At 59.7% G+C, this 24,971-nt stretch carries 22 protein-coding genes; 10 read left to right on the top strand and 12 right to left on the bottom strand.

Annotated elements, in window-relative coordinates; genetic code table 11:
* Position 1: 1 nt before the first annotated feature.
* Positions 2-1,255 carry a serine hydroxymethyltransferase gene (locus HBO19_RS13000; protein ID WP_029296971.1) on the bottom strand — a complete coding sequence of 418 codons (1,254 nt, stop codon included), beginning with the start codon at positions 1,253-1,255 and terminating at the stop codon, positions 2-4.
* Between the two features lie 247 nt (positions 1,256-1,502).
* On the bottom strand, positions 1,503-2,231 hold the full coding sequence (locus HBO19_RS12995) for a TraX family protein (protein WP_170057673.1): 729 nt from the start codon (positions 2,229-2,231) through the stop codon (positions 1,503-1,505).
* Positions 2,232-2,321: 90 nt separating this feature from the next.
* Here HBO19_RS12995 and HBO19_RS12990 point away from each other — a divergent pair, with 90 nt between their 5' ends.
* Complete coding sequence (locus tag HBO19_RS12990; RefSeq protein WP_169953713.1) at positions 2,322-3,362, top strand: low specificity L-threonine aldolase; 1,041 nt, start codon at positions 2,322-2,324, stop codon at positions 3,360-3,362.
* A gap of 70 nt (positions 3,363-3,432) precedes the next feature.
* Here HBO19_RS12990 and HBO19_RS12985 read toward each other — a convergent pair whose 3' ends face one another.
* Complete coding sequence (locus HBO19_RS12985) at positions 3,433-5,247, bottom strand: NAD(P)/FAD-dependent oxidoreductase (protein WP_170057619.1); 1,815 nt, start codon at positions 5,245-5,247, stop codon at positions 3,433-3,435.
* Between the two features lie 263 nt (positions 5,248-5,510).
* Between HBO19_RS12985 and HBO19_RS12980 the strand changes: the two genes are divergently transcribed.
* Positions 5,511-6,956 (top strand): cytosine permease, encoded by a 1,446-nt coding sequence (locus tag HBO19_RS12980; protein WP_170057618.1) that lies wholly within the window; start codon positions 5,511-5,513, stop codon positions 6,954-6,956.
* Positions 6,953-7,768 carry a nitrilase-related carbon-nitrogen hydrolase gene (locus tag HBO19_RS12975; RefSeq protein ID WP_170057617.1) on the top strand — a complete coding sequence of 272 codons (816 nt, stop codon included), beginning with the start codon at positions 6,953-6,955 and terminating at the stop codon, positions 7,766-7,768. Before HBO19_RS12980 ends, HBO19_RS12975 begins: the two co-directional genes overlap by 4 nt.
* 60 nt (positions 7,769-7,828) lie before the next feature.
* Here the strand turns inward: HBO19_RS12975 and gbcB are convergent, their stop codons facing one another.
* Entirely contained in the window at positions 7,829-8,929 is a 1,101-nt protein-coding gene (gbcB, locus tag HBO19_RS12970; RefSeq protein WP_169953703.1) for a glycine-betaine demethylase subunit GbcB, read from the bottom strand.
* A gap of 281 nt (positions 8,930-9,210) precedes the next feature.
* Between gbcB and gbcA the strand changes: the two genes are divergently transcribed.
* Complete coding sequence (gene gbcA / locus HBO19_RS12965) at positions 9,211-10,506, top strand: glycine-betaine demethylase subunit GbcA (protein WP_169953701.1); 1,296 nt, start codon at positions 9,211-9,213, stop codon at positions 10,504-10,506.
* Positions 10,507-11,360: 854 nt separating this feature from the next.
* Here gbcA and HBO19_RS12960 read toward each other — a convergent pair.
* From HBO19_RS12960 to HBO19_RS12935, 6 genes are all read right to left on the bottom strand, one after another.
* Positions 11,361-12,131: an electron transfer flavoprotein subunit beta gene (locus HBO19_RS12960; protein ID WP_169953699.1), complete on the bottom strand. Its 771-nt coding sequence runs from the start codon at positions 12,129-12,131 to the stop codon at positions 11,361-11,363.
* 15 nt (positions 12,132-12,146) lie between these two features.
* A complete protein-coding gene (locus HBO19_RS12955; protein ID WP_170042191.1) occupies positions 12,147-13,367 on the bottom strand; it encodes an electron transfer flavoprotein subunit alpha/FixB family protein in 1,221 nt (406 codons plus the stop codon).
* On the bottom strand, positions 13,367-15,304 hold the full coding sequence (dgcB, locus tag HBO19_RS12950; RefSeq protein ID WP_170057616.1) for a dimethylglycine demethylation protein DgcB: 1,938 nt from the start codon (positions 15,302-15,304) through the stop codon (positions 13,367-13,369). Before dgcB ends, HBO19_RS12955 begins: the two co-directional genes overlap by 1 nt.
* Before the next feature lie 185 nt (positions 15,305-15,489).
* Positions 15,490-17,550: a dimethylglycine demethylation protein DgcA gene (gene dgcA / locus HBO19_RS12945; protein WP_170057615.1), complete on the bottom strand. Its 2,061-nt coding sequence runs from the start codon at positions 17,548-17,550 to the stop codon at positions 15,490-15,492.
* A 15-nt stretch (positions 17,551-17,565) separates the two neighbouring features.
* The gene (locus HBO19_RS12940) at positions 17,566-18,096 is read right to left on the bottom strand and encodes a DUF5943 domain-containing protein (RefSeq protein WP_169953691.1); all 531 of its coding nucleotides are present in this window, start codon (positions 18,094-18,096) and stop codon (positions 17,566-17,568) included.
* Between the two features lie 69 nt (positions 18,097-18,165).
* Positions 18,166-19,143, bottom strand: a complete 978-nt coding sequence (locus tag HBO19_RS12935) for a dipeptidase (RefSeq protein WP_169953689.1) — start codon at positions 19,141-19,143, stop codon at positions 18,166-18,168.
* Positions 19,144-19,363: 220 nt separating this feature from the next.
* On the opposite strand from HBO19_RS12935, the gene HBO19_RS12930 reads away from it, so the two are divergent.
* Positions 19,364-19,765 carry a lysozyme inhibitor LprI family protein gene (locus HBO19_RS12930; protein ID WP_169953687.1) on the top strand — a complete coding sequence of 134 codons (402 nt, stop codon included), beginning with the start codon at positions 19,364-19,366 and terminating at the stop codon, positions 19,763-19,765.
* A 111-nt stretch (positions 19,766-19,876) separates the two neighbouring features.
* Here HBO19_RS12930 and HBO19_RS12925 read toward each other — a convergent pair whose 3' ends face one another.
* Entirely contained in the window at positions 19,877-20,602 is a 726-nt protein-coding gene (locus tag HBO19_RS12925; RefSeq protein ID WP_346266491.1) for a DUF5677 domain-containing protein, read from the bottom strand.
* 186 nt (positions 20,603-20,788) lie between these two features.
* Between HBO19_RS12925 and HBO19_RS12920 the strand changes: the two genes are divergently transcribed.
* The 4 genes from HBO19_RS12920 (at position 20,789) to HBO19_RS12905 (ending at position 22,754) form a co-directional block, all read left to right on the top strand.
* Positions 20,789-21,253: an SLATT domain-containing protein gene (locus HBO19_RS12920; protein WP_170057613.1), complete on the top strand. Its 465-nt coding sequence runs from the start codon at positions 20,789-20,791 to the stop codon at positions 21,251-21,253.
* Position 21,254: 1 nt separating this feature from the next.
* Complete coding sequence (locus tag HBO19_RS12915) at positions 21,255-21,887, top strand: hypothetical protein (protein ID WP_170057612.1); 633 nt, start codon at positions 21,255-21,257, stop codon at positions 21,885-21,887.
* Entirely contained in the window at positions 21,887-22,279 is a 393-nt protein-coding gene (locus HBO19_RS12910; RefSeq protein ID WP_170057611.1) for a hypothetical protein, read from the top strand. Before HBO19_RS12915 ends, HBO19_RS12910 begins: the two co-directional genes overlap by 1 nt.
* 67 nt (positions 22,280-22,346) lie before the next feature.
* Positions 22,347-22,754, top strand: coding sequence for a DUF3010 family protein (locus HBO19_RS12905; RefSeq protein WP_170057610.1), 408 nt, complete (start codon positions 22,347-22,349; stop codon positions 22,752-22,754).
* 132 nt (positions 22,755-22,886) lie between these two features.
* Here HBO19_RS12905 and HBO19_RS12900 read toward each other — a convergent pair whose 3' ends face one another.
* Entirely contained in the window at positions 22,887-23,831 is a 945-nt protein-coding gene (locus tag HBO19_RS12900; protein ID WP_170042187.1) for a GlxA family transcriptional regulator, read from the bottom strand.
* Between the two features lie 193 nt (positions 23,832-24,024).
* Here HBO19_RS12900 and HBO19_RS12895 point away from each other — a divergent pair, with 193 nt between their 5' ends.
* Entirely contained in the window at positions 24,025-24,963 is a 939-nt protein-coding gene (locus HBO19_RS12895; RefSeq protein ID WP_170057609.1) for a choline ABC transporter substrate-binding protein, read from the top strand.
* Positions 24,964-24,971: the final 8 nt, after the last annotated feature.

Genomic DNA, 24,971 nt, shown 5'->3' with positions numbered 1-24,971 from the left:
CTCAGCGATAAACCGGGAAATCCGCGCACAGGGCAGACACGTGCTTGGCCACGTTGGCCTCGACGTCGGCATCGCCGAGGTTGTCGAGGATGTCGCAGATCCAGCCGGCCAGCTCCACACATTGCGCCACCTTGAAGCCACGGGTGGTCACCGCCGGGGTGCCGATGCGCAGGCCCGAGGTCACGAACGGCGACTGCGGGTCGTTGGGCACCGCGTTCTTGTTGACGGTGATGTGGGCGCGACCGAGGGCGGCATCTGCGTCCTTGCCGGTGAGGCCCTGGCGGATCAGGCTGACCAGGAACAGGTGGTTATCGGTGCCGCCGGAGACTACATCGTAGCCACGCTTGATAAACACGCTGGCCATGGCCTGGGCGTTGTCGATCACCTGCTGTTGATAGGCTTTGAAGCCTGGCTCCATCGCCTCCTTGAAGCACACAGCCTTGCCCGCGATCACGTGCATCAGCGGGCCACCCTGTGCGCCGGGGAACACCGCGGAGTTGAGTTTTTTCTCAATCTCTTCGTTGGACTTGGCCAGGATCAGGCCACCCCGCGGACCGCGCAGAGTTTTGTGGGTGGTGGTGGTGACCACATCGGCGTAGGGCAGCGGGTTCGGGTACAGGCCAGCCGCCACTAGGCCGGCGACGTGGGCCATGTCGACGAACAGCAGCGCGCCGACCTTGTCGGCAATCTGACGAAAGCGTGGGAAATCCAGGGTCTTGGAGTAGGCAGAGAAGCCGGCGACGACCATCTTCGGTTTGTGTTCCACGGCCAGGCGCTCGACTTCGTCGTAGTCGATCAGGCCGGTGTCGGTGTTGATGCCGTACTGCACCGCGTTGTACAGCTTGCCCGAGGACGACACCTTGGCGCCGTGGGTCAGGTGGCCGCCGTGGGCCAGGCTCATGCCGAGGATGGTGTCACCGGCATTGATCAGCGCCAGGTACACCGCACTGTTGGCGGACGAACCGGAGTGCGGCTGCACGTTGGCGTAATCGGCGCCGAACAGTTGCTTGGCGCGCTCGATGGCCAGGGCCTCGACCTTATCCACATGCTCGCAGCCGCCGTAGTAGCGCTTGCCAGGGTAGCCTTCGGCGTATTTGTTGGTCAGGCCGCTGCCCTGGGCCTGCATCACGCGCTTGCTGGTGTAGTTCTCCGACGCGATCAGCTCGATATGATCTTCCTGGCGCTGCTCCTCGGCATTCATGGCCGCCAGCAGTGCGTCGTCATATCCCTGGATCTGGTCTTGTTTGCTGAACATCGCGTCTCTCCCAGCCTTTCGTATTGTTGAGGCCCGTGCAGGGCCCTTTGATGCGATGGTAGGGCTGGCGCAGGCAGGTCAAATGCCTACGCACGCCACGCAAAGGTGCGTTTACGACATGGCGGCAACAACACTGAACAAATGTGGGAACGCTTGTGTGGGAGCTGGCTTGCCTGCGATGGCAGCACCGCGATTTTGCTGACACACCGCGCTGCTCGCATCGCAGGCAAGCCAGCTCCCACAAGGATTAGGCGATGATCTGGCGCACGAGTAGCAGCAGCAGGAAATGCAGGGGATAGAGAGCGTAGGCCCAGCGCCGCATAGCCGGCGGTGACACATGTGTGACCTGTCGCAATAAGACCAGCCCGGCGAGCGGCGCAATCAGGCATGCGGCCAACCCGAGCATCGCGACGAGATTGCCGCTATTGAGTAAGACCTGCCATTGATTGGCAGCTACACACACCAACCCCGGCAACACGCTGAAATACCAGGGGCGACTGAACACCAGCAACATCGCCAGCGGCAGTAATACACCAAAAAAGCCGAACATCAGTTGCGCCGAGAACGTACCGGCGATCAACAGCGCGATCAGCGCCAATCCCCGGTCAAAAAGCGTCTTTTGCTGCCATCCCCTGGCAACCAGTAGCCCCAGCGCCAGGGTCGGCAGCACGTTCAATGTATCGGCATCGTCGATAAACATCCGATACGGCACCTCGCTGATCACGCTGAACAGCAGCAACCAGCCCAGGTAACGCCATTGCCCGCTGACCGGCGCATCCCGGACCCGCTGCAAATTGGCCGCAATCGCCAGGCAAAACCACGGGAACGCCAGGCGCCCCGGCACGTACAGGCCATCGAGGCTTAAACCGACATAACGCAGGTGGTCGAGCACCATGCTCAATAGCGCCAGCCATTTGAGCAGGTCCAGAGCGCCATCGCGCCCGCGCTGCAAAAGAATCGTTTCAGTACCGTGCATAATTCCCCAGAGACTTTGCATTAACAGTGCGTGCGCCCGCCGGATATTCTTGGTTAAAGTGCGCACCAACATCGACCACAGGAACGGGCCATGACCGACAAGAGCCAACAATTTGCCAGCGACAACTATTCCGGGATCTGCCCGGAAGCCTGGGCCGCCATGGAGCTCGCCAACCAGGGCCACCAACGCGCCTATGGCGACGATGAATGGACCCATCGTGCTGCCGACGGTTTCCGCAAACTGTTCGAAACCGACTGTGAAGTGTTCTTCGCCTTCAACGGAACAGCGGCCAACTCCCTGGCCCTGTCTTCCTTGTGCCAGAGCTACCATAGCGTGATTTGCTCGGAAACCGCCCACGTCGAGACCGACGAATGTGGCGCGCCGGAGTTTTTCTCCAACGGCTCCAAGCTGCTCACCGCGCGCACCGAAAACGGCAAGCTGACCCCCGAATCCATCCGCGAGATCGCCCTCAAGCGCCAGGACATCCACTACCCCAAGCCACGCGTCGTGACCCTGACCCAGGCCACCGAAGTGGGCAGCGTGTACACCCCGCAAGAAATCCGCGCCATCAGCGTCACCTGCAAGGAACTGGGGCTGAACCTGCACATGGACGGTGCGCGTTTCTCCAACGCCTGCGCGTTCCTCGGCTGCTCACCTGCCGACCTGACCTGGAAAGCCGGTGTGGATGTGCTGTGCTTTGGCGGCACCAAGAACGGCATGGCGGTGGGTGAAGCGATCCTGTTCTTCAACCACAAGCTGGCGGAAGACTTCGACTACCGCTGCAAACAGGCCGGCCAGTTGGCGTCGAAAATGCGCTTTTTGTCAGCCCCGTGGGTCGGCCTGCTGGAAAACGACGCCTGGCTCAAACATGCACGCCACGCCAACCACTGCGCCCAGTTGCTCAGCAGCCTGGTGGCGGATATTCCCGGCGTGGAATTGATGTTCCCGGTGCAGGCCAACGGCGTGTTCCTTCAACTCTCGGAGCCGGCCATCGCCGCGCTGACGGCCAAGGGCTGGCGCTTCTACACCTTCATCGGCAAGGGCGGCGCGCGCTTCATGTGTGCGTGGGATACCGAGGAAGAGCGGGTGCGAGAACTGGCGGCGGATATTCGTGAGGTGATGGGAGCCTGATCTCCCCCCCGAAGGAGCCGGCGTGCCGGCGATGGCGACCCTGAGGGCGCCATCGCCGGCACGTTGTTGCCTACAACTGGAGGGGTTGTAATGCGTCCCACTGATCAATCGGCCCGGGATTGTGTTCGATCGTCCCACCGCCAAACTTGACCGCCAACTTGTTCACCGCATTCAACGCCGTCGTCACCCCGCCCTCGGCCCAGCCCCCGGTCCAGGAAATATCATCTCCAGACAGAATGAAACCGTCCGGCGCGCCCTCCTTTACACCACTCATGAACTGGGAAAACAGCAGTCTTTGATACTCATACTGCCCCGGCAGGTTCATCTTGAAGGCACACAGGTAGAACGGCTCATTTTCCCAGTTGATCTCGATAAAAGGATCAACCATGCCGAACTCGGCCGCCAGGTTTAGTTGCGTGTCGGCATACACCGTATCGAGTAAGGTCGTACACAAATCGACATGAGACGGCAACGGCGCGCTGCGGTCGCCAAGGAACTTCAGGCTGTCATCGTTCCAGGTATATGAGAGAAACATGCCGCTGCCCTTGTTCACCCCGTTGCTTGGGGCATAGTCCAGCAGATAGGTGCCACGGGTAAGGCGGTCCGACAAGGTCACACTCATCTTGTAGCGACCGTTCTCGACATCATTCCAAAACGGCCGTCGAGTGTTGGCGAAGATCTTTGCCGATTGCATGTAATGGGTATACATCACCGCTTCCCAGGTAGCCTGGGGCAGTAAGTTGTTCATCGGCGTAAAGCGCTCTTTGCCATCCATATAGCGGAACTTGTCGAGCACTCGCACGTGAGGCGTATAAATCACACTTTTAAAGTTACGCAGGGTGTCTCCACCCTGTTTGTTGTCATGCAGGTACACATCGAACGTGCCATCGGCCAGGCGGTGGATCTGCCGGACTTCCTGGTTGAGAGGGTCAGCAATCTCCCGCCGCGTCAAACTCTCCACCGTCGTGCCTGCCGGCCAATGGACCTGGGTGTCGCCGAACGAAGCCGGCGTGCGGCTCCATAGGCGCAGGGGCAGCTCGCTGGAACCGTCATACATCAACGTGTGGTTGGTATCCAGGCCGGTGTACAACACCCGCAACACTTCCAGGAAACAGTTCGGATAGTCGGTGTTCCAGCCGCCAGTGCCGAAGCCTATCTGGCCAAACAGGTCAATGTCTTCGCGGCTCCACTTGGCTTGCTCGACCATGGCGGCATAGAAACTCAGGTCATCCCAGCCCGCCCTGAGGATCGTATTCCAGATCGCTTTGATTTCACCTTGGTCCACTGCCGTTTCCTGCATCGCGTTTTCCATGTCGGTGAACCGGATCGGGTCTTGTTCAAGGAATTCGCCGAAGAACATATCTTCGATTCGCCTGTATTTTTGCGGCAGGTCATTGCGTTCGTAGTAGGTCTGCTCGTTCTCGTAATCGACGAGGGTACTGGGGGCGGCGGGCGAGCCGGGGTTAGGGAAATCCGCCGAGTTGGCGCTCATCCCGACCTTGGCAAAGTAGTGCATCAACGCCTTGCCGGACTTGGGGAAGCGCATCGCCCCCAGTTCACAGATCACCCGGCCTTCTGGGTCGTTGCGATCACCCAGCACATGGGAATAGAGCCGCCCGCCAATGCGCCCCGAAGCTTCCACCACTATCGGATGCAGGCCCATGCGCATCGCCTCGTAGGCTGCCACCAGCCCGGACACGCCGGCACCGACGATCAACACCTGCTCGCCAAGATGCTGCGCGGCAACTTGGGCCAGGGGCTTTTTAAGGATCGCGGCCTGCCATAAATAGCGGGCGTAATGAAACGGAAAGTCAGGAATCAGCGCCGTGACATTTTTGTTCAAAAGCCGCTGAGCACCTTGGGAGCGGGAGGGAATCGCAGACATGATGGCGTCCTTGCAGGTTGGGTAAATGTCCACCCTCTACTACAAGGCTAAAGGCGAATGCGACGAGACTAAGAGCCAGCCTAGTAGACCGTCCTCGCCACGATTAGATCGCTTTGCAATAAGAAAGAACGGCTCCATCGCCCCCCACGCGCAAAAGCCATTACTTAAGGAAAGTCTGAAGTGATTATTTATAGATCAGGATTTAATCGGGCCATCAGTTGCCCGATGCTGCGGCACTCACTATAAAAACAAGCCGTGAATCTATGAACGCCCTATCTGACAAGACGGTTCCCTGCGTCGCCCCTCGCCCAAAAATCGAGACCCGTTCCATTGACTATGTGCCGCGCAACGAACGGCACGGCAAAGTCTGGCATCAGGGACCCTTCTGGTTCACCGGCAACTTCGTCCTCACCACCATGGTCACCGGGTTCACCGGCGCCGCACTGGGCTTGAGCCTGGTCTACGCGATCCTGGCGATTGTCATCGGCGTGGGCCTGGGCACCTTTGCCATGGCATTCCACGCCAACCAGGGCCCGCGCTTGGGCTTGCCGCAGATGATCCAGTCACGGGCCCAGTTCGGCCTGCGCGGCGCTATCGTGCCGTTTGTCGCGGTGATCTTTGTGTACATCGGCTTCAATGTGTTCAACGTGATTCTCGCCACCGACGCCATCAACACGGTGCTGCCGGGCAGCCGGGCGCCGTGGTATGCGTTGATGATCATCCTCGCGGTGATGATTGCCGTGATCGGCCATGACCTGCTGCACACTGTGCAACGCTGGCTGACCTACGTGATGATCAGCGTATTCGCAGTGCTGACCGTTGCCGCCCTGATGAGCCTGTCGGCCGATGCCGCAGTGGCCGAGGCGCATTTCTCCTGGTCGGCGTTCCTGATCCAGCTCAGCGCCGCTGCCGGTTATCAGATCAGCTACGCCGTGTATGTATCGGACTACTCGCGCTACCTGCCCCATCAAACCCCGTCGCGCCGGGTGATTTTCTGGACCTACCTGGGGGCTGCCGGCTCGGCCCTATGGCTGATGTCCCTGGGCGCGTTCCTGGCCTCGGCCCTGCCCTCGCCCGATGCCATCGCCAGCGTGCGCACGGTGGGCAACCAGGTGATTCCTGGCTTCGGCACCTTGACCGTGCTAATCGCGGTGCCGGCGCTGATTGGCATCATGGCGGTCAATTGCTATGGCGCGATGCTGACCGGCATCAGTGCCATCGACGGTTTCGTGAAGATCCAGCCGCGCCTCAAGAGCCGGGTCATTGGCATCGGCCTGGTGGCAGTGATCATTTTCCTGATCGCCTTGAGCATTCCCGACAGCTATCTGGCCAGCTTCAACACGTTCGTGCTGCTGATGTTGTACTTCCTGGTGCCATGGACTGCCGTCAACCTCGCCGACTTCTACCTGGTGCGCAAAGGCCAATACGCCATCAGCGATATCTTCAACCCCGCCGGCATCTATGGCCTATGGGGCAAGGCGGGCTTGGTCGCGTACTGCCTGGGCCTGGTGTCGATGATCCCGTTCATGTCGTTGAGTTTCTACGAAGGACCGGCCGCCGTGGCGCTGGGCGGGGCCGATATCGCCTTCGTGATCGGCCTGGGCGTTTCCGCGCTTATCTATTGCCTGATGAGCCGCAACCTTGACCGCGATGCCGAACACCGTGCCATTGCCGCCAGCGAGGCCATGTTGGAAGGTGGTAAGCCATGAACACCCTACGTGTCGTCTGTGATCAACTCGCCCCGCGTATCGCCGATGTGGAACACAACCGCGCACTCAGCGCCAAGGCCATTCGCGGTGCGGCGGCGCTGGGCGCGCAAGTGCTGGTGTTGCCGGAGCTGATGCAAAGCGGCTACGCGTTCAATGACCGGGAGGAAGCCCTGGCAGTGTCCGAGGAGCTGGACGGCCCGACACTCACCCGCTGGAAAACCCTCGCGAGCGAACTGGGCATCATTGTCGTGGCCGGCTTTTGTGAGCGCCTGGCGGCAGGCCAGGTGGCCAACAGCGCCGCGCTGATAGAGCCGGGCGGCAGGCTGACGGTGTATCGCAAGGCGCACTTGTGGGATCGCGAGAAATTGATCTTCACCCCCGGAACTGAACCGCCACCGGTGGTGGAAACCGCCGCTGGACGGATCGCTGTCATGATCTGCTACGACCTGGAACTGCCGGAGTGGGTACGCCTGGCCGCCCTGGCCGGGGCTGACCTGCTCTGTGTGCCGGTGAACTGGCCGGACGGCCCGCGCCCAGCCGGTGAAAGACCGGCAGAAATCGTGCGGGTCCAGGCCAATGCGGCGGTCAACCGGATGTTTATCGCCGCATGCGATCGCCATGGCGAAGAGCGGGGGGTCAACTGGATTGGGGGATCCGTCATTGTCGATGCCGATGGCTACCCATTGGCCGGGGCGGTCTCACATCAGAACGAACAACGCCTGGTGGCCGACCTGCCCCTGGCCCAGGCCAGGGACAAGTTCATCAGCGAGCACAACCACGTGCACCAGGACCGTCGGCCGCAGTTGTACTGATCCGCCCGTTAACTCCCCTGATCGCTCCCACGCTCCACGTGGGAACGATCACACGATCTATCAGAACTCGATCCGCACATCGCCCTTCGGCACGCTGCAGCACGACAGGATGTAGCCCTCGGCTTCGTCTTCCTCGGTAATCCCGCCGTTGTGCTCCATTTCTACTTCCCCGCCCAGTTTCATCACCTTGCACGTGCCGCAAATGCCCATGCCGCAGGCCTTGGGGATCAGCAGGCCGAGCTTGGCCGCTGCCGCATGCACGGTTTCCCCAGGGGCCACACGGATACTTTTGCCCGACGAGATGAACTCCACCTGGTGCAAGTCCGCCAGGTCGATTTCTGGCGCATCGGCCGCCTGTTCGGCTTGCTCCACCGCATCGGCACGCGCCTCTGGCGGGGTCGCACCGAAGGACTCCTCGTGGTAGCGGGTCATGTCAAAACCATTGGCTTCCAGCAGGCGCTTGACCGCGTTCATATAGGGCGTAGGGCCGCAGCAGAACACTTCGCGCTCAAGGAAGTCCGGCACCATCAGTTCGAGCATTTTCTGGTTGAGGTAGCCCCGATATCCGGCCCACGGTTCGCCCAGGCCGTGCTTCTCGCAGATCAGGTGCAGGCTGAAGTTGTCGATGCGCGAGGCCATATGCTCCAGCTCGCGGTGGTAGATGATGTCTTTGGGTGACCGGGCGCTGTGCACGAACACCATGTCGACATTGGCGTTGGTGTCGTAATACCAGCGCGCCATGGACATCACCGGGGTGATCCCCACGCCGCCGCTCAGGTACAGCACCTTGGGGTTGCTGAAGTCGATGGCGTTGAACAGCCCGACCGGCCCGTGTACTGCCAGTTCCTGGCCTTCGTGCAGGGTGTCGTGCAGCCAGTTGGAGACCTTGCCACCGGGCACGCGCTTGATCGTCACCGAGAAGCTGTAGGGCACCGACGGCGAGCTGGAGATGGTGTACGAGCGCATGATCGGCTGGCCGTCGATTTCCAGCTCCAGGGTGACGAACTGCCCCGGCTTGAAAAAGAACAGGATCGGCTGGTCGGCCATAAAGCAGAAGGTGCGCACATCCCAGGTTTCCTGGATGACTTTGACACAACGGACGATGTGCCGACCATTGGCCCAGGTCTGGGTGGTGACAGGATTCAGGAAGCTGTTGGACATGCTGTTCTCCACGGCCGTAGTTCGGCTTGATGCTGGCGATTCTGCGTAAGGCCGCAACCTGCCATTTACCTATCTGCGACATTCGCATACTTATCGCGACCAGCCCCCATACCACTGGGGTTGCGCGTCGGGAACAGAGTGGGCCATGTCGTTAATGGACAAGGTTGCGGGCAGCGCCGGGCCCACACTCGCAGCCAACAACGACGCTTTCTTTACGCCTTGCTGCAAACCTGATTAGCCACTTATCGCGGCCACACAGAATGGCCTTGAGGACACACACGATGGACGTCACCGCAACCTTGAGCTTGGGCGATCCGCTGGAACCCGCACGCAAGGCCACCGCGCAAATGCTGCAGGAGCGCGAGCGCACTTTTTCACTGCCACAGCCGTTTTACTCTGACCAGCGCCTGTTCGATATCGACATGCAGGAGATCTTCCAGAAGGAATGGTTGATCGCCGGCATGACCTGCGAGATCCCCAGCAAGGGCAACTACCTGACCCTGCAGATCGGCAAGAACCCGATCATCGTGATCCGTGGCGCCGAGGGCGTGGTGCATGCCTTCCACAACGTCTGCCGCCACCGCGGCTCGCGCTTGTGCACCAGCGACAAGGGCAAGGTCGCCAAGCTCGTATGCCATTACCACCAGTGGACCTACGAACTGGACGGGCGCCTGCTGTTCGCCGGCACCGAGATGGGCGCTGACTTCGACATGAAGCAGTACGGCCTCAAACCGGTGAACGTGAAGACCGCCGGCGGCTACATCTTCATCAGCCTGGCCGAGAACCCGCCGGCCATCGATGACTTTTTGTCGACGCTGAACCACTACATGGAACCCTACGACATGGAGAACACCAAGGTGGCGATCCAGACCACCTTGTTCGAAAAAGCCAACTGGAAACTGGTGCTGGAAAACAACCGCGAGTGCTACCACTGCAACGCCTCGCACCCCGAACTGCTGAAAACCCTGCTGGAATGGGACGACGTCACCGACCCACGGGCCGACCAGGCCTTCAAGGACCACGTCGCCGCCTCCGCCGCCGCCTGGGACGCCGAGAAGATCCCTTACGCCCACGCCAGCTTCGGCCTGCGTAACCGCATCGTGCGCATGCCGTTGCTCAAGGGCACCGTGTCCATGACCCTGGATGGCAAGCAGGGCTGCAAGAAACTGATGGGCCGGATCAAGAACCCCGACCTGGGCTCGATGCGCATCCTGCACCTGCCCCACTCGTGGAACCACTGCATGGGTGATCACATCATCGTGTTTACCGTGTGGCCGATCAGCGCCCAGGAAACCATGGTCACCACCAAATGGATTGTCCACAAGGACGCCGTGGAAGGCGTGGACTATGACGTCGACCGCATGCGCCAGGTGTGGGACGCCACCAACGACCAGGACCGGCGCCTGGCCGAAGAGAACCAGCGCGGGATCAACTCCACCGCTTACCAGCCGGGGCCGTACTCCAAGACCTATGAGTTTGGTGTGGTGAACTTTGTGGACTGGTACAGCGAGCGCATGCTCAACAACCTGGGAGCGGCGCCGGCGCCGTACCTTAAAGGTGTCGCCGCTCACGAATAAGGGACACACCAGAGATCAAACTGTGGGGCTTGTGTGGGAGCGGGCTTGCCCGCGATAGCGGTGTATCAGTCACAGATTTGTTGGCTGACCCACCGTAATCGCGGGCAAGCCCGCTCCTACATTTGGTTACTCATCTGGTCAGAAATTAATCATCGCGCCTCCAGCCCGCTATTACCCTGCCCTCCAGCCATTCCCCAACAACTTATCCACAAAGCCACCCACAGTAATTGTGGGCAACTGCCTTATTTCCTTGAAATAAAACCAAGAAAATCCGTGACTTATTCAAAGCAGCGGGTTTGATCGAACATTGATCATTTTTTAATCAAGAGCTTACAAGCCACGTTTTATATGGCCTGTAGCGGATCGCAAACACCTTATCCACAGAAGCGCCAACAGACTTTGGGGGCAACTTCGGCCATTCTGTGGAAAACCGCCTGCAACCAAGCAAAATCGAGGCTTTAAGCGCGTAAACCGATTGAAATGGCGATATTGATCATATTTCAACCAACCCACTGCAAGCCTCTATTCACATGGCCTGTAGCGGGTAGCGAACATCTTATCCACAGAAGCACCAACAGACTTTGGGGGCAACTCCGAGCCGGGCTTTTTCCTTATCCACAGAAAAAGCCCAGCAAAAACCGTCGCTTAGGTTGGTTGTTTTTCGTACAGAGGGCTACAGGGCTTGATTTACATGGGGTGTGGACAGCCGCGAACAGGTTATCCACAGCTGGGCTAACAGGGATTGTGGGTAACACCGCAAACCCTGTAGGAGCTGGCTTGCCTGCGATGCAGGCACCGCGGTTTTTCAGTTACACCCAGGTGACGCCATCGCAGGCAAGCCAGCTCCTACAGGGTCAGCGCACCACGCCCTCTTCGACCAACAGCTTGAGAATCGCCTCGGCACCCGCCTCAGGGCTCACCCCCTTGAGCACCTGCCCACCGCCACCACTGGCCTTGGCCGTGGCGGCTTTCATGCGGTCGGCGCCGCTCTTGGCCTTGATCACCTTGAGTCGCTTGGGCCGAGGCTTGGCCGGTTGCAGCACGGCGCCTGTGAATAACTCATCGTCCACCACCTGCACGTCATGCTCCTGCAGCACGCCACGCTGGGCCGGGCCGTAGGCGCTTTGCCGAGGCTTGGGCGCGGCGTTATCCACCGTGGCCAAAAAGGGCAGGCGCACCTTCAGGCGCCGCCGCTGACCGCGAGGCAGCGCTTGCAGCACAAGGGCCACGCCGCTGTCGATGGACTCCACCTGGGCCAGGCCGACGATCAGCGGCCAGCCCAGTTGCTCGGCCAACAGGAACGGCAACATGCCCGAGCCTTCGCCGGTTTCGGCCTGGCTGCCGGTGAGCACCACCTGGGCGCCAGCGTCCCGCAGGTAGTCACCGAGTACCGGCAAGGCATCGGCGCCAGCCGGTTGTTCCAGCACGTGCAACTGCGCCAGCCCCATGCCCAGGTAGGCGCGCAGGGTCGGTTCGGCGATGTCGCCGGCATGCAGGACTTGCAGGTTATCCCCAGCCAGTTGCAGCCCCAGCTCGACGGCGCGGGCATCCTGTTCGGCACGACGCGGCCGGCCGGAGGTCGGGTGGGCGCCTATGGATACCAGGCTGATTACATGGGTGGTCATGGCCATATCCTTTGTTTAAGCCGCATCGCGCTTGGCGCCGTTGCGGTGGGCCTGGACCGCTGCAATCAAGGCCCGGAGAATGTCACCGCTGTCGCCGATTACCGACAGGTCGGCGCGCTTGATCATGTCGCAACCCGGATCGAGGTTGATCGCCACCACCTTGTCGCAGGCCCCGATGCCTTGCAGGTGCTGGATCGCCCCGGAGATCCCGACCGCCACATACACCCGCGCGGTGACCCAGATACCACTGGCGCCGACCTGGCGATCACGGGCCATAAAACCATCGTCCACCGCCACCCGCGACGCACCTTCGGTGGCGCCCAGGGCAGCGGCGGTCTGGTGGAACAGGTGCCAATCCTTGACCCCGTTGCCACCGGAGAAAATAAACTCGGCCTCGGCCATGGGAATCGCACCGGGATCCACCGCCACCGCGCCCAAATCCTCGATACGCGGCAAGCTGCGCGCCAGGGCTGTGGATAACTCCACAGGCAACACTTCGTGACGCGTATCGCTGACCGGATCAGCGCATTCCACAGCAGCCAGGATCAGCCGTGGCAGCGCGCGCGCCAGGTCTTCCCGGCCTGCGCCGGCACGGCCGATGCACTCAGAGCCCTTGATCTGCCACACCCGGGTGGCCGGGCGTTCCTTGAGGCTGGCGGCAAAGCGCCGCCCCAGTTCGCCACCGCCACTGCGGCTGTCGGGCAGCAGCCAATGACGCGGGCTGAACTGGTTATCCACAGCCCGCAGGCCATGGACCCGCTGCTCCGGTGAATAACCGTCGAATTCGTGCCCGTCGAGCACCAGCAGGCGGTCCACGCCGGCCGTGTCGAAGGCACTTTCCTTATGCTCGCCAAACACCACCGCCAGCACCGCGCCGTCGCTGCCGGCCAGTTGCCGCGCCAGGCCGAGCAAGTCGCGGTCGTGGCTGCTCAGGCGGCCGCCGACCATGTCCGGCACCACGTTGATGTAGAACGCCGGGGCTGGCACCTGGTGCAACGGCAACTGCACTTGCGCCGCTGCCGTACGTTTGGTCGCACCGCCCTGCTGGGCGCCGCTGCGGTCGATACGCTTGATGCCGTTGGGCCCGATAAAACCTATGCCATGCACGTTTTTACGGAGGATGCCGTTAGGCCCCATCCAGCTGTGCTGTTCCGGTTGCATCGCCGCATGCAGCGGGTGCAAGCGGTTGCGGGCGATCCATTCGGCCCGTGGGTCGCGGCGGATAATGTCGCTCATCAGTGGACCTCCGCTGGTACACGCGTGTTCTTGGCCGGTACAGCCTCTTCGAGCAAGGCGTCCGCCACCAACTCGGCAATGTCCTTGATCAGTGGGCGGGGTTCGACCACCCCTTCGAGCATCGCCGTGCACTGTGGACAACCCACGGCCACCAGTTCGGCGCCGGTCTCGCGGATGTCTTCCATGCGCATGTCGGGGATGCGCTGCTTACCGGGAATATCGGTGATCGGCGCGCCGCCACCGCCACCGCAACAACGGGAACGGAACCCCGAACGTTGCATCTCCTTGACCTCGATCCCCAGCGCCCGCAGCACTTGGCGCGGTGCCTCGTACTCACCGTTATAGCGGCCCAGGTAGCACGGGTCGTGGTAGGTCACGCTGTTGCCTTTGTGCTGGCCCAGGTTCAGCAGGCCTGCGTCGATCAGCTCGGCCATGTAGGTGCTGTGGTGCTGCACCCGGTAGTTGCCGTCGAAGGCGCCGTATTCGTTTTTCAGCACATGGAAGCTATGGGGATCGCAGGTGACGATGCGCTGGAAGCGGTACTTGGCCAGGGTCTGGATATTGCGCGCGGCCAGCAGTTGGAACGTTGCCTCATCGCCCAGACGCCGGGCCACGTCGCCGCTGTCACGCTCCTCAAGGCCCAGTACGGCGAAGTCGACCTTGGCCGCCTTCAGCACTTTGACGAAGGCGCGCAGGGTGCGCTGGTTACGCATGTCGAAGGCGCCGTCGCCGACCCAGAACAGCACGTCGGTGCTGCCTTTATCGCCAAGCAGCGGCAGGTTCAAGTCCGCCGCCCAGTTCATCCGCCCACCTGGGGCGAACCCGCCGGGGTTGTCGGTGGCGATCAGGTTCTCCAGGACTTCGGCGCCCTTGTTCGGGGTCGCGCCTTTTTCCAGGGTCAGGTGGCGGCGCATATCGACGATGGCATCTACGTGCTCGATCATCATCGGGCATTCTTCGACACAGGCACGACAGGTGGTGCAGGACCACAATGTCTCGGCATCCACCAGGCCATTGACGATCGGTTGATGCGGGTTGCCGCTGTGTTCGCCGATGGCCTTGCCCGGGTAAGGGCTGCCGGCGAACTTGGCATCGGTGCCGCCGGCCAGGCCGACCACCATGTCCTGGATCAGTTTTTTCGGGTTCAGCGGCTGGCCGGCGGCAAACGCCGGGCACGCGGCTTCGCACTTGCCGCACTGCACGCAGGCGTCGAAGCCCAGCAGTTGGTTCCAGGTGAAATCCTTGGGTTTTTCCACGCCCAGGGGCGCGCTCTTGTCGGTCAGGTCCAGCGGCTTCAAGCCGGTAGAGCGGCCCCCGCCAAAGCGTTCGGCGCGGCGGTGCCAGGCCAGGTGCAGAGCGCCGGCAAAGGCGTGTTTCATCGGCCCGCCCCAGGTCATGCCAAAGAACATTTCCGACACACCCCACAGCACGCCCACACCAAGCAGCGCGGCCAACAGCCAGCCACCGAAGTCGGCGGGCAGGATCCCGGCCACCGGCAAGGTCAACAGGAAGAAGCTCACCGAGAACGCCATCAGGCTTTTCGGCAGGCGCATCCACGGGCCTTTCGACAGCCGCGACGGCGGGTTGCGCCGGCGCAGATAGACGAAGGTGGCGCCGACAAACATCAGCACCGACGCCAGCAGCAAGGCGTAGCCGAGGATGCGGTTATGCAGGCCGAAGCCGTGCACCAGGATCGCCAGCAATGCCGACAGCACAAAGCCCAGGGCCGTGGCGACGTGGGTGTTGGCGATGTATTTGTCGCGGGCGACCACGTGGTGCAGGTCGACCATATAGCGCTTGGGCATGGCCAGCAGGCCGCCCAGCAGGTCGACCTTGGCAGCACGGCCCCGGCGCCACATGTTCATCCGGCGCACAGCACCGAGGACGGCGAGGCCTATCGCTGCGAACAAAAGAATAGGAAGCAAGGTGTTCAACATGGTGAAGCTCCCACAGACCACGCAAGTCTCGCGTGGGACCCGGCTCAATGTGGGAGCTGGCTTGCCTGCGATGGCATCACCCAGGTCTCACTCGAGACCGAGTTGCCTGCATCGCGGGCAAGCCCGGCTCCTACATAAAGCAGCTCCCACATTTTTGACCGAGTCCACATTGGTTCGGTGTTGGGTCAGAAATCCTTGCACAAGCGCAGGGCGTCGTAGATCGCAGCGTGGGTATTGCGCTGGGCCACACAGTCACCGATGCGGAACAGCAAGTACCCTTCCCCCGGCTCGCTCAGGCACGGTTGCGGCTTGATCGCGAACAGCGCCTCGACGTCCATCTGCCCCTTGTTGCGCGCCCCTTGCTTGAGGGCGTAGTAGATTTCTTCGTCCGGACGCACGCCGTTCTCCACCACCACCTGGTCCACCACCCGTTCTTCCTTGGCGCCGGTGTATTCGTTCTCCAGCACGGCTATCAGCTTGTCGCCCTCGCGGTAGACTTTCTCCAGCATCATGTCGCCGGTCATGATCACTTCCTTGGGATACATGCTGCGGTAGTAGGTCGGGAATGACGTACCGCCGATGGCCACGCCAGGCTTGATGTCGTCGGTGACGATCTCGACCTGGCAGCCCTTGTCGGCCAAAAAGTCGGCCACCGACATACCGGTGAATTCGCAGATGGTGTCGTACACCAGCACGTTCTTGCCCGGCGCCACCTTGCCGTCGAGCACGTCCCAACTGCTGACCACCAGGCCTTCTGCCGCGCCCCAGTGTTCGTTCTGCTCGATGAACGGATGCCCGCCCACCGCCAGCACCACCACATCGGGGCGCAGGTCGAGGATGGTCGCGGCATCCGCCGCCACGCCCAGGCGCAGGTCGACGTTCAGCCGCGCCAGTTCCAGCTGGAACCAGCGGGTGATACCGGCGATCTGGTCGCGCTGCGGCGCCTTGGACGCCGTGGTGATCTGCCCGCCGATAAAGTCTTTTTTCTCGAACAGAGTCACGTCGTGGCCGCGCTCGGCAGCGACCCGCGCCGCTTCCATCCCGGCCGGGCCGGCACCGACCACCACCACTTTGCGCTTGGGCCCGGTGGATTTTTCGATGATGTGCGGCACGCCCATGTATTCACGGGAGGTTGCCGCGTTCTGGATACACAGCACGTCCAGGCCCTGATACTGGCGGTCGATGCAATAGTTGGCGCCGACGCACTGCTTGATCTGGTCGATCTGGCCCATCTTGATCTTGGCGATCAGGTGCGGGTCGGCCATGTGCGCGCGGGTCATGCCGACCATGTCCACATAGCCGCCTTCGAGAATGCGCGTGGCCTGGTTCGGGTCCTTGATGTTCTGCGCGTGCAGCACCGGGGACTTGACCACTTCCTTGATCCCGGCCGCCAGGTGCAGGAACGGCTCCGGTGGATAACTCATGTTGGGGATCACGTTGGCCAGAGTGTTGTGGGTGTCGCAACCTGAGCCCACCACGCCGATGAAGTCGAGCATGCCGGTGTCGTCGTAGTACTTGGCGATCTGTTTCATGTCCTCGTGGGACAGGCCGTCCGGGTGGAATTCATCCCCGCACAAACGGATACCCACGCAAAAGTCCGGGCCGACCTCCGCACGCACAGCCTTGAGCACTTCCAGGCCGAAACGCATGCGATTTTCAAAGCTGCCGCCCCATTCATCGGTGCGTTTGTTGACCCGTGGGCTCCAGAACTGGTCGATCATGTGCTGGTGCACCGCCGACAGTTCCACGCCATCCAGGCCACCGGCCTTGGCCCGGCCTGCGGCGCTGGCGTAGTTGCCGATCACCCGCCAGATTTCTTCCGGCTCGATGGTCTTGCAGGTCGCACGGTGCACCGGCTCACGCACGCCCGAGGGTGACATCAGGGTCGGCCAGTTGAAGCCGTCCCAACGCGAGCGGCGCCCCATGTGGGTAATCTGGATCATGATCTTGGCGCCATGCTTGTGCATCGCGTCAGCCAGGTTCTGGAAGTGCGGGATGATGCGGTCGGTGGACAGGTTCACCGAACTCCACCACTCCTGCGGGCTGTCGATCGCCACCACCGAGGAGCCGCCACAGATCGCCAGGCCAATGCCGCCCTTGGCTTTCTCTTCGTAATACCTGATGTAGCGCTCGGTGGTCATCCCGCCGTCGGTGGCATACACCTCGGCGTGGGCGGTACTGAGCACGCGGTTACGGATGGTCAGTTTGCCGATCTGGATCGGCGCAAACATTGCTTCGAAAGCCATGGCACGGTCCTCGGCTTACAACGGCTTGACGGTGAACAGACCGTCGTCGTGGCCCTCTTCGGAGCCTCCGTAGACTTGTTCGGCGACGGTGCGGATGTTGCTGCCGCGCGCTTGCAGAATCTGGTCCATGGCACCGGCAAACCAGCCGGTGAACATGTAGTCGACCTTGCGCCCGACCTTGCCGTACACATAGACGAAGGCCGAGTGTTCGAGGGTGACGCTGGCGGTGCCTTTATCGAGGTCGATGTCCTGGATCTTGAACAGGCCCCAGCCGCGCTGCGACAGGCGCTTCATGTAGTGTTCGAACACCGCGACGCCTTCCAGGCCGTGGCATTCTGCTTCTTTTTCACACCAGTGCCAGGCGGACTTGTAGCCGGCCTTGTAGAGGATTTCGGCGTAGGCATCAGCGCCCAGGACCTCTTCGATACCCATGTGGTTGTTGACGAAGAAATGGCGCGGTACGTACAGCATCGGCAGGGCGTCGGAAGTCCAGACACCGGTTTCGCTGTCGACTTCGATAGGCAATTGCGGGGCGATCTTGGCCATGGAAACTCAACTCCAGAAAATTCGGTTTGGTGCCCGCTGCACGGATGGCAGCGGGAAAGAATGCAGGGCTTATTCGCCCCAGACGTCCTTGAGAACGTTGACCCAGTTCTCGCCCATGATCTTGCGCACCACGCGCTCGCTGTGGCCGCGCTTGAGCAGGGTTTCGGTCAGGTTGGGGAACTCGCCCACGGTGCGGATGCCCAGCGGGTTGATGATCTTGCCGAAGCTGGTCAGACGGCGGGCGTAGCCCTTGTCATGGGTCAGCATTTCGAAGAAATCCTGGCCATGGCCCTGGGTGAAGTCGGTGCCGATGCCGATGGCGTCTTCGCCGACGATGTTCATGGTGTACTCGATGGCTTCGGCGTAGTCGTCGATGGTCGAGTCGATGCCCTTGGCCAGGAACGGCGCAAACATGGTCACGCCGACAAACCCGCCGTGGTCGGCAATGAACTTGAGTTCTGCATCGGACTTGTTGCGCGGATGCTCTTTCAGGCCGGACGGCAGGCAATGGGAGTAGCACACCGGTTTCTTCGATTCGAGGATGACTTCTTCGGATGTCTTGGAGCCGACGTGGGACAGGTCGCACATGATCCCGACACGGTTCATCTCAGCAACGATCTCACGCCCGAAGCCCGACAGGCCGCCGTCACGCTCGTAGCAGCCGGTGCCCACCAGGTTCTGGGTGTTGTAGCACATCTGCACCACACCGACGCCGAGCTGCTTGAAGATCTCGACGTAGCCGAGCTGGTCCTCAAAGGCATGGGCATTCTGGAAGCCGAAGATGATGCCGGTCTTGCCCTGCTCCTTGGCGCGGCGGATGTCGGCGGTGGTCTTCACCGGGATCACCAGGTCGCTGTTCTCGCGGATCAGGGTCTGGCTGGCCACGATGTTATTGATGGTGGCCTGGAAGCCTTCCCACACCGACACCGTGCAGTTGGCGGCGGTCAGGCCACCCTTGCGCATGTCCTCGAACAGGTCGCGGTTCCACTTGGCAATGATCAGCCCGTCGATAACGATGCTGTCGGCGTGCAGTTCGGCTGGGCTCATCAGGCGTCCCCTTATTGGCGATTCATGCGCCGAATCGTCTGCCGGCGCTTTGGGGCCAGCATATGCCCAGGGGCTGACAGAGCCGGGTGCAAAAACGACAGGGGAATTGCCGAAAGCGTCAATCCACGACAAAGGGTGCACGCAGGTGTCTGTCCTGCATCTGTTCTTTGGCCTACGCTTGAGCCAGAATTCGACCCATCCACTGATATGAGAAGGCGCAATGAAACCGATTTTCCTGGCTTTGGCACTCCTCGCCACCGGCGTCCACGCAGCCGAAGACACCGACAGCACCCCGTGTGATGGCATCGAAAACGACAAACAGACCCTGGAATGCGCCTCCTACAACAAAACCACCGCCGAACAGCTGCTCAAGGATAACTACCAGGGCCTGCTGGAACGCATGGGCTCCACCTACGCCAGCAACAAGGCGCAGTTGGCGGACATCACCGCTCGTCTGAAGGATGCCCAGCAGAAGTGGGAAAAACTGCGGGATGCCGACTGCGCGGTGGACACCTTCCCGGCAGTCACCGGCACCAAGGCCTACGCCATTGCGCAAAATGACTGCCTGGCGCGGATGAGTGATGAGCGGTCGGAGTTTTTGGAGTCGATCGGGCAGGAGTAGCGTTAAAAGACTCAAACACCGGTTTGAAACGTCAGCGGGGCAGGAAAAGCCCCCGCAGCACTCTGCGCCGCCTGCCAGAGCCGCGCCAAACTAACGAACAACAGGTCCAGTCTAAATCGGTATCGTATAAACGCCGGTTTTAAATACGTTCCGCAGTTGCGCCTTCACCTGCTCCAGCCTAGCGCTCATACCACACTCAAATAGCACATTTGCAAAATCTGCCGTGGATAACAGGCAAGAGATTGCCAGACGAATTGCCGATGCTCTGTCAGTCTCTACATCTTTCGTGAGATAGACTTTCCCATCCTTCAGAGCAAAACGCTTTCCGACGGATTCGGTTCCCCAGTGATGATAGTCTGACATAGGGTAATAATATTCGTCATAAAGACGCTCAAACCCGACCTTCTTTACAATTGAATAAATACTTTCGTCATCGCGCCAGGTAGCGGCATAGCTCCCGTCTTCACGTTTGAACAGGCGATCACAATCAGGCAACTGAGTGTCAATGTACGCCCTTATTTCAGGAGGTACCGGAAGTCCACACTTATCAGAAAGATCGATTTTTTGTTTATCCAAAACAATACAATACTTCCGCCAGCGTGTTGCGACCTGGGCATCCTTAGAGGCATACATCAAATAAAGCGCTCCCTCAAACATACTTCTGGAAATCAATTGCGCATCACATGACTCCTTAAGAAGAACCAGACTTCGCATATGCTCAATCTGCCGTAGAAAAAAAGCCTGGCACATGTACTTCAAATCATCATGACCATCACCCTTCATTGGAATGATCATATCCTTGCAGATTGACAGCAACTCTTCGATTACACCATTCACGTCAACCAAAATGACCTCGACAACAAAAAATCATTGATCCGCGCAACAAAACTAGAACCCGTGCGCCTTCCCGGCAGCCGCTCACCAGCCACCCTTGTAAAAACCACATAAAATGACTACTTTTAGTTGACACACCCAACAACCACTATGTACTTTATCACGCACTAAAATTGATAGGGATGTCACATGGATCACTCGCTAAAAAGCCTAGCTGAACTAGAGCTTCAAATTCGCAATCGCCTTACCGAGTTTGAGGCAAAGCGCGCTAAAAATCAAAAGTACAACCGACTTTTTTCGCTGGCTCAAATACTCCTTACCGCTTTAACTACATTACTTATAGCAATTAATACCAAGTACACCACTTTTCCGCTCGCCGTCATTGCCATCATCACCAGTTCCATGGCAGCAGTCGCAGGTCAACTGCTAAGTAAGTTCATGTATCAAGAACGAATGGCCATGGATATAGCCACGACTTGCGCGCTTCGCGAACTGGCCCACTGCATCACCATGGATAGAAGAAAAGAAGAAGACGACGAAGCCAATTGCAAAATCACACTTAAACAGGTTGACGCTTATCAAGCGCGCTATCAGACGATTTTAAATACCGCAAACGGCCAATGGCAAAAAAACATACAGAAAAGTAAAAAATAGAATGACTATTTTTTCGAAAATTCTCACATTAAACAAACTGCACATCATTGAAAAAATACTGTGCCCGGCCGCCACAAGCGAACAACAAGCCGATTATTTCAACATTGGTAATCCCATCGAAAACCCACCCCTGCTCAGAGGCTCAATTGTCCTAGAGTTAAATATATCTTTCTTGACAGACAATATCAGCGCATTTGAAATGGGCAGCCCTATTGATACCGGCAGCTTAAAATTCGGATTTCTTAAGCCGAACCATGACAAAGAACTTTTTCTCGAAATGGTCCACTGCAACTACACTAAATTTCACGCACTGACAACCGAGTTATTTGGCCTGCCTGAAGACTCACTAAAAAGTCTTGTCTCTCATAGCGCCTGCCTTTCATTAAAGCCTACTTTTGAAAAACATTTCGAACCGACCGTCATAGACTTCATGTACAGCGAAGCCAACCCCCACGCCCGACTATTTGAGTTTCGCCTCAACAAAAACTATAGCATTACAGAAAAACACATAAACAGAATATTCATACCCAACACCTACCTGTCCAACCAAACGATAAATAAGTTAAAACGAAGACTTGCAAGCAAGGTCATCACCTACAACCCTAAATACGGTATTGAGAGCAGAACCGCCTGATGAAAAATTTTTATATTGTCGGGTTTTACGAAGATTTCAAACTTAACGTCTTCCCAACACATGCCTCACCGATCATCGCAGAGCAGCAGAACGGACAATTCCGCCGATGGGCCTACCGGATCGAAAAACCGTACAAAATAATACCCACTCATTCCGTCGGGCAATTTTATGACTCGCCAAACTTAATGTTTGCGTACATCACTTACACCCTCAGCACCCCGACACCGTTGCAACAGCACTCTCAGATAGTTGCCATTTCGAGAGACAAGATACTGGTTGAACATCGCAAGTTTCATCTCTGTTGTAAAATACTTACAGAAGCGCTGAAAAATTTTCATAATTTCGGCTTTGTCTATCGCGCCTACTTATCGATTAAAAACGCGATATCTTGAAGCCCGGAAAATTCCTAACCATATTGAACGGGCCCAACCGTTTTTCCCAAAAATACAGGGGTGACTCATGAACATCTGCGGCATCGAAATCAAAGGCAGCGAAGCCATCATCGCCGTTGCCACCCTGGATCTGGCCCACGTCGCCCTGGCCACCAAGAAAATCGCCCTCGAGGACGATGACGAGGCGGCCAACGTCAAAGCTTTCGCCAGCCAGGTGGCCGCGTTTGTACGCGACAACGCCATCACCCGTATCGCGATCAAGAAACGCAGCAAAAAAGGCGAATTCGCCGGCGGCCCGACCACGTTCAAGATTGAAGGAGTGCTGCAGTTGCTGGACGGCGTTGAAGTGACACTGCTGTCGCCGCAGACCATCAATGCGCAGAACAAGAAGCACGACTTTGCGTTGCCGGCGACGCTGAACAAGTATCAGCATGAGGCGTTTAAAACCGCGTGCTCGGCCTTGGTAAAAAAGTAAGCCCCACCACAAATCCGATGTAGGAGCTGGCTTGCCTGCGATAGCGGTGGGTCAGCAACTTATCTGCCAACTGATACACCGCTATCGCAGGCAAGCCAGCTCCTACATGGGGTCGGCGTATACGCAATAGACTTACACCACCTCCCGTCGCCGATCCTCCCGCGGGCACTTGGCAAACCGCGCCCGGTAGCTTCGAGTGAAATACGACGGCGACTCGAACCCACAGGCAATGCTTACTTCCAGCACGCTCATGCCGCTCTGGCGCAGTAACTGCCGGGCTTTTTCCAGGCGCAGGCAGAGGTAGAAGTTGCTCGGGGTGTCATTGAGATGCAGGCGGAACAGGCGCTCCAGTTGGCGCCGTGTGACCTTGATCATCTGCGCCAGCGCCAGGGTGCTCAGGGGCGGTTCGGTGTGTTGTTCCATCTCGCCAATCACCTGCACCAGTTTCTGGTTGTTGATGCCGTAGCGCGTGGCGATCTGCATGCGCTGGTGGTCTTTGCGCGGGCGGATGCGGCCCAGCACGAATTGCTCGGAAACCTGGATCGCCAGCTCCGGGCCGTGGGCCTGGCTGATCAGGTCGAGCATCAGGTCGATGGACGCGGTGCCGCCGGCGCAGGTGATACGCCGGCGGTCGATCTCGAACAGTTCCTGGGTCACGGCCAGTGCGGGATAGGATTCCTTGAAGGCATCGATGGCCTCCCAATGCAGGGTCAGGCGGTAGCCGTCGAGCAGGCCGGCCTGGGCCAGGACGAAACTGCCGGTGTCGATAGCGCCGAGGGTCACGCCGTCATGGTCGAGGCGGCGCAGCCAGTGCTCCAGGGCCGGCGTGGCGAATTCCAGGGGCTCGAAGCCGGCGACTACCAGCAGAGTCGCACCTTTTTTCAGAGGCTCAAGCCCGGCGTCGGCGTTGACCGACATGCCGTTGCTCGCCAGCACTGCACCACCGTCAGCGCTCAGCACATGCCAGCGATACAGCTCGCCGCGAAAGCGGTTGGCCACGCGCAGCGGTTCGATGGCCGAGATAAAGCCGATGGCCGAGAAACCCGGCATCAGCAGGAAGTAGAAATCCTGGGACATGGTGCGCACTCGTGGGACGGGTAGCGTGGTCACTGTGATACGCCAGTTCCAGCGCCCATTCAAGGGCACAGGTCGCTGCAGTGCAAGAGTGGGTCGCCGCCGTGCGTTTTGCCGCGCCGCAAGCTGGGTAACTTGGCGGCACGGTGCACAAAGACGCCGGAACCCACAATAACGACCTGCCGAGGGATCCATCATGAACCGACTGATCAGCCGCTGCATGCTCGCACTCAGTGCCGTCTTGAGCACCAGCCTGTGGGCCGCCGATGCCGCTTCCTGTAAGAACGTGCGCATGGGCGTGGTGAACTGGACCGACGTGATCGCCACCAGCGCCATGACCCAGGTGCTGCTCGACGGCCTCGGCTACAGCACCAAGCAAACCAGTGCGTCCCAGCAAATCATCTTCTCCGGCATTCGCGACCAGCGCCTGGACCTGTTCCTCGGCTACTGGAACCCGCTGATGACCCAGACCATCACCCCGTTCGTCGACGCCGGGCAGGTCAAAGTCCTCGAGGCGCCCAGCCTCAAGGACGCCCGCGCGACCCTGGCGGTGCCGACCTATCTGGCAGACAAGGGCCTGAAAACCTTCGCCGACATTGCCAAGTTCCAGAAAGAGTTGGGCGGCAAGATCTACGGCATCGAACCAGGCTCCGGGGCCAACACCCAGATCAAGGCGATGATCGCCAAGAACCAGTTCGGCCTGGGCAAATTCCAGTTGGTGGAGTCCAGCGAGGCCGGCATGCTCGCCGCCGTGGACCGCGCCGTACGCCGCAACGAAGCCGTGGTGTTCTTTGGCTGGGCGCCGCACCCGATGAACGTCAATGTGCAGATGACCTACCTGTCCGGCAGCGAGGACGCCCTGGGGCCCAATGAAGGCATGGCCACGGTCTGGACAGTGACCACCCCGACCTATGCCGAGCAATGCCCGAATGTGCACAAGTTGCTGACCAACCTGACGTTCACCGCCGCCCAAGAGAGCCGGATGATGCAGCCGTTGCTGGAGCACAAAGATGCGTTCGAGTCGGCCCGCCAGTGGCTCAAGGATCACCCCCAGGACCAGCAGCGTTGGCTGGAGGGCGTGACCACGTTCGACGGCAAGCCTGCTGCCGCCCATCTGCAATTGACCAGCAAATAACCTCTCCC

The sequence above is a fragment of the Pseudomonas sp. WS 5021 genome (assembly GCF_012985535.1).
Taxonomy (GTDB): Bacteria; Pseudomonadota; Gammaproteobacteria; order Pseudomonadales; family Pseudomonadaceae; genus Aquipseudomonas.
The sequence above is the reverse complement of the archived record's forward strand: the minus strand, read 5'-3'. Positions and strand labels throughout refer to the sequence as shown.